The organism is Sphingobium sp. B11D3D, assembly GCF_025961755.1.
Taxonomy (GTDB): Bacteria; Pseudomonadota; Alphaproteobacteria; order Sphingomonadales; family Sphingomonadaceae; genus Sphingobium.
In genome coordinates this window covers 221,610-233,860 of sequence record NZ_JAOQOG010000001.1, presented here as the reverse complement: position 1 = coordinate 233,860, position 12,251 = coordinate 221,610, and the positions used below count along the sequence as shown (strand labels likewise).

Annotated in this window: 11 protein-coding genes; 5 read left to right on the top strand and 6 right to left on the bottom strand. The window is 65.8% G+C overall.

The window, feature by feature from the left end; genetic code table 11:
- Positions 1–16: 16 nt before the first annotated feature.
- The 3 genes from M2334_RS01165 to M2334_RS01155 form a co-directional block, all read right to left on the bottom strand.
- Positions 17–697 (bottom strand): energy transducer TonB, encoded by a 681-nt coding sequence (locus tag M2334_RS01165; protein ID WP_264593582.1) that lies wholly within the window; start codon positions 695–697, stop codon positions 17–19.
- 129 nt (positions 698–826) lie between these two features.
- On the bottom strand, positions 827–2,167 hold the full coding sequence (gltX, locus tag M2334_RS01160; protein WP_264604595.1) for a glutamate--tRNA ligase: 1,341 nt from the start codon (positions 2,165–2,167) through the stop codon (positions 827–829).
- Positions 2,168–2,170: 3 nt separating this feature from the next.
- Positions 2,171–3,835 carry an NAD+ synthase gene (locus M2334_RS01155; RefSeq protein ID WP_264604594.1) on the bottom strand — a complete coding sequence of 555 codons (1,665 nt, stop codon included), beginning with the start codon at positions 3,833–3,835 and terminating at the stop codon, positions 2,171–2,173.
- 174 nt (positions 3,836–4,009) lie between these two features.
- On the opposite strand from M2334_RS01155, the gene M2334_RS01150 reads away from it, so the two are divergent.
- Complete coding sequence (locus tag M2334_RS01150) at positions 4,010–4,945, top strand: ribose-phosphate pyrophosphokinase (RefSeq protein WP_181561149.1); 936 nt, start codon at positions 4,010–4,012, stop codon at positions 4,943–4,945.
- A 33-nt stretch (positions 4,946–4,978) separates the two neighbouring features.
- Here M2334_RS01150 and M2334_RS01145 read toward each other — a convergent pair whose 3' ends face one another.
- Positions 4,979–5,116: a hypothetical protein gene (locus M2334_RS01145; RefSeq protein ID WP_264604593.1), complete on the bottom strand. Its 138-nt coding sequence runs from the start codon at positions 5,114–5,116 to the stop codon at positions 4,979–4,981.
- A gap of 167 nt (positions 5,117–5,283) precedes the next feature.
- Positions 5,284–5,985, bottom strand: coding sequence for an NnrU family protein (locus tag M2334_RS01140; protein ID WP_264604592.1), 702 nt, complete (start codon positions 5,983–5,985; stop codon positions 5,284–5,286).
- Positions 5,986–6,086: 101 nt separating this feature from the next.
- On the opposite strand from M2334_RS01140, the gene M2334_RS01135 reads away from it, so the two are divergent.
- The 3 genes from M2334_RS01135 (at position 6,087) to M2334_RS01125 (ending at position 9,180) form a co-directional block, all read left to right on the top strand.
- Positions 6,087–7,274, top strand: a complete 1,188-nt coding sequence (locus M2334_RS01135; protein ID WP_264604591.1) for an aminodeoxychorismate synthase component I — start codon at positions 6,087–6,089, stop codon at positions 7,272–7,274.
- A 35-nt stretch (positions 7,275–7,309) separates the two neighbouring features.
- Complete coding sequence (locus M2334_RS01130; RefSeq protein ID WP_264606018.1) at positions 7,310–7,903, top strand: aminotransferase class IV; 594 nt, start codon at positions 7,310–7,312, stop codon at positions 7,901–7,903.
- A 74-nt stretch (positions 7,904–7,977) separates the two neighbouring features.
- Positions 7,978–9,180, top strand: a complete 1,203-nt coding sequence (locus M2334_RS01125; RefSeq protein ID WP_264604590.1) for a pyridoxal phosphate-dependent aminotransferase — start codon at positions 7,978–7,980, stop codon at positions 9,178–9,180.
- 369 nt (positions 9,181–9,549) lie between these two features.
- Here the strand turns inward: M2334_RS01125 and cobT are convergent, their stop codons facing one another.
- Complete coding sequence (gene cobT / locus M2334_RS01120) at positions 9,550–11,376, bottom strand: cobaltochelatase subunit CobT (protein ID WP_264604589.1); 1,827 nt, start codon at positions 11,374–11,376, stop codon at positions 9,550–9,552.
- 242 nt (positions 11,377–11,618) lie between these two features.
- On the opposite strand from cobT, the gene M2334_RS01115 reads away from it, so the two are divergent.
- Positions 11,619–12,233, top strand: a complete 615-nt coding sequence (locus M2334_RS01115; protein WP_264573952.1) for a PEPxxWA-CTERM sorting domain-containing protein — start codon at positions 11,619–11,621, stop codon at positions 12,231–12,233.
- The last annotated feature ends 18 nt before the right edge of the window (positions 12,234–12,251 follow it).

Here is a 12,251-nt window from a genome sequence, read left to right as displayed (position 1 = left end):
CATCGTGACGCCCCGCTTAACGCTCCAGTTCGAAGCGCAAGGTGAGCACCTGCTCGGACGCGACCGGTACGCCATCCCGCGTGGCCGGGCGGAAACGCCAAGCCCGCAGCGCGTGGCGCTGGGCCGCCTCGAAGAAGGCCGGACCGCTCGCGCGGACCTGCTCGACCGCGGTCACCCGTCCACGCTCGTCGATGCTGACCCGCACCGTGACGCTGCCCTCGCGCCCTTCGCGCTGCATGGCGGGCGGATAAGGCGGGCGAAACCGGTCAGCAAACCGCGCATCCGGCTGAGCGGGCACGATGACTGGCGCAGCGGGCGGCGTGACGATGGTCTTGCCGGCATCCGGGTCAGGCAAAGGGGGGTAGGGCTTCGTCGTCAAATCGGTCATGGTGCCGAGGTTGATCTGCGGATCGACCCTCACCGGGTCGCGTGGCGTATCGAGCGGGCGAGTCGGCTGAGTCTCCACTTTCGCCTCCGGCTCCGGTGTGACGGGCGGCGGCAACGGAGCGGTCGGGACGAACCGCACATCAATGGGAGGGGTCGGTGAGGGCCTCAAATAATGGGTGGCCGGCAAGGCGATCAGCAGCCCGATCAGCCCGCCATTAAACGCAATGGCCGCTGCCAGCGCGCCCGGTGACCGCCGGGCCGCATAGCCGCTCTGGGGGGCATAGGATGATTGAGACGACACAAGGGACATGACACCTCTCCTGATTTTATTTGTGATGTTATACTATCACTAAATAGAGATCAGGCGAAGCGGTTTTTATAGGGTGTCAGAGTGCGTATGGGTCGGCCGCCGGTGGGCGTTACCGGCGCCGAGTATCGCTCAGCTGGTGGCGGCAGCACGCAGCCGGGCGAGCGCGCGATCCCGCCCGATCAGCGGTAGCAGCGCGGCCATGTCCGGGCCGTGATCCACGCCGGTGAGGGCGAGACGCAGCGGCAGGAATAATGCCTTGCCCTTGCGCCCGCTGCCCTGCTTGAGGGCACTGGTCAGCGCCCGCCAGGGATCGGCGGCGAAGTCGATATCCGCTGCCACCTCGGCAGCCTGGGCGAGGAATGCGCGGTCTTCGGCATCAAGATCGGGCCGCGCGATCTCGCCGCTGAGCACCGCAACCCAATCCGCTGCCCCCGCCACCGTCTCGAGATTGGGCTGCACGACCGGCCATGCGGCAGCATCGATGTGCGCCGGGAGGCGATCGGCGACCGCCTCATAGGGCAGCATGTGGACGATCTTGGCGTTGAGGCCGAACAGCTCTTCATCCGAGAAGCGGGCGGGCGCTCGCCCGAAATGCGCGAAATCGAAGCGCTCGACCAGCGGGGCCATGTCGATCACAGGCTCCACCGGATCGCTGGTGCCGAGCCGCGCAAGCAGCGCGCTGATAGTGATCGCCTCGACCCCCGCTTCCCGCAGATCGCCAACGCCGACCGCGCCGAGTCGCTTGGAGAGCTTGCCTTCCGCGCCGGTGAGCAGGGCCATATGGGCAAACTGCGGCAGCGGCGCACCCAGCGCCGCAAACATCTGCAACTGCGTGGCCGTGTTGGAGACATGATCCTCGCCGCGCAGCACATGGGTGACGCCCATGTCGATATCGTCGATCACCGAGGGCAGCATGTAGAGCCAGCTGCCGTCCGCCCGGCGAATCACCGGGTCGGAGAGCAGTCGAGGATCGAAGTGCTGGTCACCCCGGATCAGGTCGGTCCATTCGATCGGCGCATCATGATCCAGCTTGAACCGCCAGTGCGGCTGCTCGCCGGCCGCCTGCTTCGCCGCAAGCTCGTCCGCGCTCAGCGCCAGCGCCGCACGGTCATAGACCGGGGGCAGACCGCGCCCGAGCAGGATCTTGCGCCGCAAGTCCAGCTCCTGCGCCGACTCAAAGCAGGGATAGACCCGCCCGGCGGCCCGCAGCGCCGCAAACTTCTCCTCATAGAGGTCGAACCGCGCGGACTGGCGCACTTCGCCGTCCATGGCGAGGCCCAGCCAGGCGAGATCGGCCCGGATGCCCTCGACAAAGCGCTCCTCGCTGCGCGCGGTATCGGTATCATCAATCCGCAGCAGGCACTGCCCGCCCATCTTGCGCGCCCACAGCCAGTTGTGGAGCGCCGCGCGGATGTTGCCGACATGCAGATGGCCGGTCGGCGACGGCGCGAAACGGGTGATGACGGTCATGGTTCAAGCGGTCCGGAAAGCATTGGTGATGGGATAACGCCGGTCGCGACCGAAATTGCGGCCGCCCAGCTTCACCCCCGGCGGCGCCTGGCGACGCTTGTACTCCGCCACATAGAGCAGCCGCTCGACGCGGGCGACGGTCGCGCGATCGAAGCCCATGGCAGCAAGCTGATCGACCGACTTTTCCTGCTCGACCAGGCCGTAAAGGATGGGGTCCAACACCTCATAAGGCGGCAGGCTGTCCGAATCCTTCTGGTCCTCGCGCAATTCGGCGGTGGGCGGCTTGGTGATGACGCGTTCCGGCATCACCGGCCCGTCCGGCCCTAGCCCAAGCGCCGGCTTCTCCGCATTGCGCCACCGCGAGAGATCGAACACGGTCGTCTTATAGGCATCCTTGAGCACCGAATAGCCGCCCGCCATGTCGCCATAAATGGTGGCATAGCCCACGCTCATCTCGCTCTTGTTGCCGGTGGTGAGCAGCATGTGGCCGAACTTGTTGGAGAGCGCCATCAGCGTCACGCCGCGAATGCGCGACTGGATGTTTTCCTCGGTCAAATCCGCGGTCCGCCCGGTGAACGCCTCTGCCAACATGGCATCGAACGCGCCGACAGCGGGGGAAATCGGGATGGTATCGAGCCGGCAGCCGAGCAGACGCGCGCACTCCGCCGCATCGTCCAGGCTTTCCTGGCCGGTGAAACGCGACGGCATCATCACGCACCAGACGCGATCCGCCCCCAGCGCATCCACCGCCACGGCCGCCGAAAGCGCGCTGTCGATCCCGCCGGAAAGGCCCAGCACGACGCCGGGAAAGCGGTTGCGGTTCACATAGTCGCGTAGCCCCACGACCATCGCGTGATAAATATCCGCCGGGTGCGCATCGAGCGCGTGCACCTCGCCCGGCTTGCAGAACCACCGGCCATCGTCGCCCCGATCCCACTGGGTGATGACCAGCGCTTCCTCCCAGTCCGGCAGCATATGCGCGATGTCGCCATCCGCATTCAGCACGAAGGAAGCGCCGTCAAATACCAGCTCGTCCTGCCCGCCGACGCGGTTGAGATACAGGAGCGGCAAGCCTGTCTCGTTGACGCGCTCCATGCACACGCCCCGGACGCGGAAATCATCCTTGGCCACCTCATAGGGGCTGCCGTTGATCGAGATGAGCAGCTCCGCGCCCTTTTCCGCCAGATGCCCGGTGACGAAGGGGAACCAGATGTCCTCGCAGATCGGCAGACCCAGCTTCACGCCGCGAAACTCGACTGGGTCGGGCAGCGGGCCAGGAGCGAACAGGCGCTTCTCGTCAAAGGTGCCGTAATTGGGCAGCTCGCGCTTCTGGCGGATCGCGACAACCTTGCCGCCATCGAGAAGCGCCGCGCAATTGAACAGCAGGCCTTTGTTGGCGATGACCGTGCCGACAAGCATCGCCGGGCCGCCATCCGCCGTCGCCTCGGCAAGCCGATGCAGCGCGGTCTCGGCGCGTGCGGCCAGCGCGGGCTTGAGCACCAGATCCTCGGGCGGATAGCCGATGAGCTGCAATTCGGGATAGACGATCAGATCTGCGCCCTGCTCGCGCGCCTTGTCCCGCCAGGCCAGCATGGCCTCCGCATTACCCGTGATATCGCCCATGCTCTGATTGAGCTGGGCCATGGCGATCCGGAGAGAGGCTGTCATAGCGCCGCTTTATGGGCGGGCGGGGGCGGGAGCAAGGGCGTCGCCGAGCCGGATATGCGGGCGCGCCGCGCCATTGACCGCAATCCCTTGTCCCCGAACCGTCACAAGCGCCTTTTCAGCGGCGCACCTGCTCGCTAGAGGGGCCGCGACAACCGCAGCCATGGGGACCCCGACATGAAGATCATCTCTGGCAACGGCAACATGCCGCTCGCCCAGGCGATTGCCGATTATGTGGAGCTCCCGCTCACCGATGCGAGCGTGCGGCGTTTTGCGGACGAGGAAATCTTCGTCGAGATCCACGAGAATGTGCGCGGCGAGGATGTGTTCGTCGTCCAGTCGACCAGCTATCCGGCGAACGACAATCTCATGGAACTGCTGATCATGATCGATGCGCTCAAGCGCGCCTCGGCGCGGCGCATCACGGCGGTGGTTCCCTATTTCGGCTATGCCCGGCAGGACCGCAAGCCCGGCCCGCGCACGCCGATCTCGGCCAAGCTGGTGGCGAACCTCATCACCACCGCCGGCGCCAATCGCGTCCTTTCGGTCGACCTCCATGCCGGACAGATCCAGGGCTTCTTCGATATCCCGACCGACAATCTGTTCGGCGCGCCGGTGATGTCCGCAGACATTCAGGCCCGTTTCCCGAATGAGAATCTGATGGTCGTCTCGCCGGACGTCGGCGGCGTGGTCCGTGCTCGCGCGCTGGCCAAGCGGCTCGACAATGCCCCGCTCGCCATCGTCGACAAGCGCCGCGAGCGCGCCGGCGAATCGGAAGTGATGAACATCATCGGCGACGTGAAGGGCCGCTTCTGCATCCTGATCGACGACATCGTCGATTCGGCGGGCACGCTCTGCAACGCAGCCGCCGCGCTGAAGAATGCCGGCGCGACCGACGTCGTGGCTTATGTGACGCATGGCGTGCTCTCGGGCGGCGCAGTCGCGCGGGTGGAAGGCTCGGCCCTGCGCGAGCTGGTCATCACCGACTCGATTCTCGCCACGCCCTCCGTCGCGGCCTCGACCAAGATCCGGCAACTGCCGATTGCGCCGCTGCTCGGTGAAGCGATCCGCCGCATCGCGGACGAAAGCTCGGTCAGTTCGCTGTTCGACTGATCGGGCGCCGGGGCAGCTGACTCCGGCCGCAGATCAGAAACCGGCGTCGAGTCGGCGCAGACGCATGGTGGCGCCGACAAAGCCCATCACGCAGATCATCAGCGACCAGCGCGCCGCCTCGGGCGCGGAACGCAGCAACAGCGCAAGGCCCAGCGCCGCGAGCAGAGCCACTATTGCGCCTGCGATCCTGCCAAACCCGAACATGATACGCCTTCCGCTCCCGCGATAGCCGATGACACGGATTCGCCCATGCGCCGAACAGCGGCTGACAATCCACGACATTGACGATGCCGGCCGGCCCAAACCGGGGTGGCGCGTCGATTTTGGGAGAGACTGTGTCATCCAATCCACAGCCAAGGCGGCACGAACGGTCCGCCCAGCAAGGGATGCGCCCAGGTGGCACCGAGCCAGAGGATGACGCCGCCGAGCACCGGAACGACGCCCGGCCACAGCGCGTGCCACTCCGCCTTCCCGGACAGGAGCGCGGCGAATGGCACAAAGCTCGTGCGCGCCTGCCACTGGCGCCATGGCGCACCCAGGAGCCGAGCCTTCTTCCGGTCCTGCCCCAGCGCACCCACACAGGCGAGCAAGGCGATGCCGCCACTCAGGATCAGCGTCCGTCCGGATGGCCAGAGCGTGGCGTGAACCAGCGCCCAGAGAATGAAGCTCCACATCATCGGGTGGCGCGTCACGGCATAGACACCCCGGGCGCGCTCGGGCGCGGTCATCTGCCCGGTGGGATCGACCATCGCCGGATTACCGATGAGCGAGCCAACCAGCATGACGCCAGCGAGCGCCATCACCAGCCCGCCAAGGTGCCACAGGCCGATGGGCGCCATCCACAGCAGCGGCGCGGCGGGCGCGGCCCGGAAAGCGAGGATCGTCCAGCCCAGCGTGGCAAAGGCGGTGAGGGTATAGAGGCCAAGAAAGCCCCGCTCGCCCAGCCGCGCCACCAGAGGCGCACGAAGGGGATGGGACAGGAGAAGGTGCGTGCCGACGAAGCTCCCCATCGCCAAAGCCAGATGTATCAAAGCCTGCATGAGACGTGCCTCCTCGACGCTGCCGCCTGTCCAGCTTCTACACCGAGTCTGACGGTGCTGAAACGCTGGCCTTGATGCCATCACGCTGCCAATAGGGCGCCATGACTCGCCCCGCCCTGCCCATATCGTCCGACGCACCTTTCGTACTGCTCGATGATGCGCGGGCAGACGGGTCCGGCACGGCAATGCTGTTCCGCGACCCGGTCGAGATCATCCGCGCTGACCGGCTGGCCGATGTGCTGCCGGCGCTGGCGCGGGTCGAGGCGGCGGTCAAAACCGGGCTGCACGCCGCCGGCTACCTCTCCTACACGGCCGGCCACGCCTTCGAGGCACGGCTGAACAGCTATGCCCCGCGTGAGGGCGACGCCGGACCGTTGCTCTGGTTCGGCTTGTTCGACGCCCCCCAGCCTTTGGCCGAAAGCGCAGTGGACGCGCTGCTGCCGGAAACCCCTGTTACAATCGGCCCGATCGAGCCGATGATCTCGCGCGCTGACTATGGTCGCGCGATCGGGACGGTGCTCGACTATATCCGCGCCGGCGACATTTATCAGGCGAACCTGACCTTCCCCGCGCGCGTCACCATCGATGGCGACCCTCTCGCTGCCTATCGCGCCCTCCGGCCCCGCGCCGCTGCCGGCCACGGTGCCTTGCTGCGCCATGATGGGCGACATGTCCTGTCTTTCTCACCCGAGAGCTTCTTCACGCTGGCCGATGGCATGGTGACGACCCGGCCGATGAAAGGCACCGCCCGGCGCGATGCCGATCCGGCTCGCGATGCCGCCGCCGCGCGCGATCTCGCCAGCGATCCCAAGCAGCGCGCCGAAAACCTGATGATCGTTGACCTGCTGCGCAACGACATTTCCCGCGTCACGCAAGCCGGGACGGTCGCGGTGCCGGCACTCTTCCACGTGGAACATTATCCGACGGTCCATCAGATGATTTCCGTCGTCGAGGGCCGGTTACAATCGCAGCTGGGCCCTGCGGACGTGCTGCGTGCGCTCTTCCCCTGCGGATCGATCACCGGGGCGCCCAAGCTGCGCGCGATGGAGATTATCCGAGAGGTCGAGCGCTTCGGGCGCGGACTCTACACGGGCAGCATCGGCCATCTTGCGCCGGACGGCACCGCGCGCTTCAATGTCGCCATCCGCACCCTGGTGCTGGAAAAAGATGCTCAGGCGGGCATCGTCGGGCTAGGATCCGGCATCGTTGCGGACAGCCAGCCAGAGGCGGAATGGCAGGAGTGCCTCGACAAGGGGCGTTTCCTGAACTTGGGAGAACAGGTGCTGTGATCGCAAAGGCCCATCATTTCGACCTCATCGAAACCATGGCCTTCGATCCCGAGATCGGCCTTCCACTGCTCGATCTCCACATAAAGCGACTCGAACGCAGCGCCCGCAAACTCGGCTTCATTCTCGACCGGCATGAGCTGCGCAATGAGTTGCAGGCGGCGACTTTTGGCTTCGTCGAACCGATGCGCGTGCGCATTCTGCTCGGCCGCATCGGCACGCTGAGTATCGAAGTGCGTGACATGCCGCCAACCTCCGTCGGCCCGGTGGAGGTGAGCATCGCGCCGCGCCTGCTCCCCGGAGACGACCTCCGCGTGCGGCACAAGACCACGGACCGGCGCCATTATGAGGCGCCCCTGCGGCAATCGGGCACGTTCGAAGTGCTGCTGACCGACGAAGCGGGCTATCTGACCGAAGGGTGCTTCACCAACCTCTTCGTCCAGCGGGGCGATACCCTGCTGACGCCGCCCCTTGCGCGCGGCCTGCTGCCCGGCGTGCTGCGCCAGAGCCTGATCGACCAGAGCAAGGCCACAGAGGCCGACCTGCGGGCCGAGGATCTGGCAGACGGCTTCCTCATCGGCAACGCCGCGCGTGGGCTGATGGCTGCGAGGCTGGTTGCGCCGCACGGCTGAGGCGACTATGCACCGCGCCGTCCGGGAACGTCCCGGGCGCCACGCGCATCATCCCTGACTGTCAGGAGCTTTCCATGTCCCGGACTTCCGCCGCCCTCGGCCGTATTCAGCCCAGCGCCACGCTTGCGATGACCGACAAGGTCATTGCCCTCAAGCGGGAAGGCAAGGACATCATCGGCCTTTCCGCCGGTGAGCCAGACTTCGACACGCCCGATTTCGTCAAGGATGCCGCCATCGCCGCGATTCGCGGCGGCCAGACGAAGTATACGAACGTCGACGGTACCGCCGAGCTGAAGGAAGCTATCGCCGCGAAGTTCAAGCGCGATAACGAGCTGTCCTACAAGACGAGCGAGATCAGCGTGAACTCGGGCGGCAAGCACACCCTGTTCAACGCGCTGATCGCGACGGTAGAAGCCGGGGACGAGGTCATCATCCCCGCGCCTTACTGGGTGAGCTACCCCGACATCGTGAACTTTGCCGGCGGCACGCCGGTGATCATCGCGGCCGGTGCCGACCAGCTCTATAAGATCACGCCTGCCCAGCTCGACGCGGCGATCACGCCCAAGACACGCTGGGTGCTGCTCAACTCGCCCTCCAACCCGACGGGCGCCGCCTATTCCGGCGAGGAACTGCTCACGCTGGGCGAAGTGCTGCGCAAGCACCCGCATGTGCTGATCCTCACGGACGACATGTACGAGCATGTCTGGTACGCGCCGACGCCGTTCAAGACGATCGCACAGGTCTGCCCGGATCTCTACGAGCGCACGCTGACCGTGAACGGCGTGTCCAAGGCCTATTCGATGACCGGCTGGCGCATCGGCTATGCCGGTGGCCCGCAGTGGATCATCAAGGCGATGGCCAAGCTGCAGTCGCAGTCGACCTCCAACCCCTGCTCGATCAGCCAGGCCGCAGCGACGGCCGCGCTGAATGGCGATCAGAGCTTCCTCATCGAGCGCAACGAGGCCTTCCGCAAGCGGCGCGATCTGGTGGTGGCGATGCTGAACGACGCGCCGGGCCTCAATTGCCCGACGCCCGAAGGCGCCTTCTACGTCTATCCCGACGCCGCCGGCTGCATCGGCAAGACCACGCCCGAGGGCAAGACCATTGCCACGGACGAGGACCTCATCACCTATTTCCTCGAGAGCAAGGGCGTCGCAGCCGTCCACGGCGGCGCCTTCGGCCTCGCCCCGGCCTTCCGCGTGAGCTACGCGACCTCGGAAGAAATCCTGCGCAAGGCCTGCACGCGCATCCAGGAAGCCTGCGCCGCGCTGAAGTAAGATTCGGAAGGCCGGTCTGCGTGTTCAAGCGCCGGACCGGTCGCCCGTCCTCAATCTCGAAACCTACGCTACGTGAAGTTGCGATGGGTGCTCTTACGGTTCTCGTACCATGAGCGGCCTGACCAAGCACGAGGACATGACAGCCGTCCTTCTCCCCTTGAGGGAGAAGGATACGCAGCCTCGCCGCCATCAGGCGGCTAGGCGCAGTTGGATGAGGGGTGCGGATCTCTGATCTGCTCGATCCTCCGGATCGACACCCCTCTCCCAGCTTCGGCTAGGCAGCAAGCTGCCAAGTCTGCGCATCCCTCTCCCTCAAGGGGAGAGGGTTTCGAAGACGCCCGCTCCCGGATCGAGCTTCGCCGATGTTGCCTAGTCCTTGTCGAACAGCGCCGCGAGCTGCTCAACCATCGCACCGCCCAGTTGCTCGGCATCCATGATCGTCACGGCGCGCTTGTAATAGCGGGTGACGTCATGGCCGATGCCGATGGCGATCAGCTCGACCGGTGAGCGCCCTTCGATCCAGCCGATCACTTGCCGCAGGTGCCGCTCCAGATAGGTGCCGTTGTTCACCGACAGCGTCGAATCGTCCACCGGCGCGCCATCGGAAATCACCATGAGGATGCGCCGCTCCTCGGACCGGGCGAGCAGGCGGTTGTGCGCCCAGAGCAGCGCCTCGCCGTCGATATTCTCCTTGAGCAGCCCCTCGCGCATCATCAGGCCGAGGCTGGCCTTGGCACGGCGCCAGGGCTCATCCGCCTTCTTATAGATGATGTGGCGCAGATCATTAAGACGACCGGGCCGGGGCGGGCGCCCGGCGGCGAGCCATTGTTCGCGACTCTGCCCGCCTTTCCACGCCCGGGTGGTGAAGCCCAGCACTTCGGTCTTCACGCCGCAGCGCTCCAGCGTGCGCGCCATGATATCCGCGCTGATCGCTGCGATGCCGATGGGGCGCCCCCGCATAGAGCCGCTATTGTCGATCAGCAGCGTCACCACCGTATCGCGGAAATCGGTGTCCCGCTCCATCTTGTAGGAGAGCGAGTGCGCGGGATTGACGACAACGCGCGCCAGTCGCGCGGCATCGAGCATGCCTTCTTCCTGGTCGAAATCCCAGCTGCGATTCTGCTGGGCCTGCAGGCGCCGCTGCAGACGGTGCGCCAGCTTGGAGACCGCGCCTTGGAACGGGGCGAGCTGCTGGTCAAGAAAACCACGCAGGCGCACGAGTTCATCGGCATCGCACAGGTCGAGCGCCGTCACCACCTCGTCGAACTTCGTCGTATAGGCGTGGTAGTCGAAGTCCGGCGGCAGGTCCGACAAGGGGCGATTGGGGCGCACGGGCATGGCGCCATCGTCATCCTGCGCGTCGCCATCGCCATCCTCATCCGAGTCGCCGTCCTGCTCTTGGCGCTCTTCGGACATCTCCTCGCCCGGCTCGCCCTTATCCTCGCCGCGCGTGTCGGCGCGGGACTGGTCGTCCTCATCGCCCTCGTCTTCTTCCTTGTCCTCATCCTGCTGCTCGGATTGCTCGTCCTGGTCCTCGTCATCCTCATCGGGCGATTCGGGGGGAACCTCCGCGCGCACCAGCTCGAGATGCTGGAGCATCGAGAGCACCTTGTCCTGAAAGGCCTGCTGATCGTCGAGGCACAAAGACAGGCCTTCAAAGTCGTCAGCGGCCTTCTCGTCGATCCACTCGCGCAGAAATTCGATGCCCTTGAGCGATTCGGGCGGCGGCGCTTCCCCGGTCAGCTTTTCGCGCAGCAGCAAGGCAACGGCGCCCTGAACCGGCACTTCGTCGGCCGATTGCGCGCGCGTGATCGGGTCGGAATGGGTGCGCATGTCCAGCGCGGCGGCGAGATTGGCCCGCATGCCGGCGTAGTTCTTGGACCCCAGCGCCTCATAGCGGACCATCTCGACGGCATCATAGACGGCACGCGCGGCGGGCTCGCTCGGCGCCCGCGCGGAATGGAGTCGCGCATCATGGTGGCGAAGCTTGAGCGCGAAGCTGTCTGCAAAGCCGCGCGCGAGCGCGACCTGATCCGCCGGCAGATTGCGCGTCGGCGTGGGCACCTTAATCTGCTTGCCGGCGAGGTGCGGTGCATCGGGCGTGAAGCCGAGCTCAACCTCGGCATCATGCGCGACAGCGCGCGAGGCGCCGGTGAGAACTTCCTTGAAGCGGTCGAGGGGGGAACGGTCAGCCATGATGTACAATGGGCTGGTCCAGCGCCCCGATCCTGTCAACCCTCCTGCCCTTTGGCAGAGCGGCCCATCTCAGCCCGTCAACCTTTGCGCGCTCAGCTGTGCCGCTGTGGAACAGCACCCAAATTATTAGGATTTCTTGGTTAAATCCATTTTCGAACGCGGCCTGCCTGCCTATCAGCGTCCCCAAGGGACGGTGCTGGAGCGGCCAGGCCGCGCAGCTTTTTGTGATAGGACGATTGCCCATGATCCGGACTGCCTGCCTTGCCGCGATGCTGACGAGCGGCGCACTCCTGCCGATCCAGAGCGTCAGCGCGGCGGTCAATCTCAATGCGCGCATCGCCCTGCTGACCAGCATTCTGCACACCGAGGCCAGCTTCTCGCAGCGCGATTTCAGCTTTGCGATCAACAGCGGCGGCAGCCAGCAGATGGTCTTCAAGGGCCTGGATGGCGTGCGCAACTTCAACAATTATGCCCAGCTCAACAATTGGCTGGGCCACTATGCGGATTCGCAAGGCGTTTTCGAGGGCGGCCAGTACAAATTCACCCACTCCGTGCTCGACAGCTATTTCACCAGTCCGGCACCTGCCACGCCGATGGCGACCGTGACTGAACCGACGCCAACCGTGTTCGAAGGCGCACCCTACAAGTTCACCCATTCGGTGCTGGGCAGCTATTTCGACGAGGCCGCGGAGCCGCAGGCAGCGTCGCACACGGAGACCGCCGGCCCGCTGATGCGCGCGATGATGGCGCCGCCGCCCGCCATTCCGGAGCCGGCGACCTGGGCCATGATGATTGCCGGCTTCGCGCTGGCCGGCGTCGCCCTGCGCTACCGGGTGACCCGCACGCGCATCGCCTGATCACCCATTCGCGAAGGC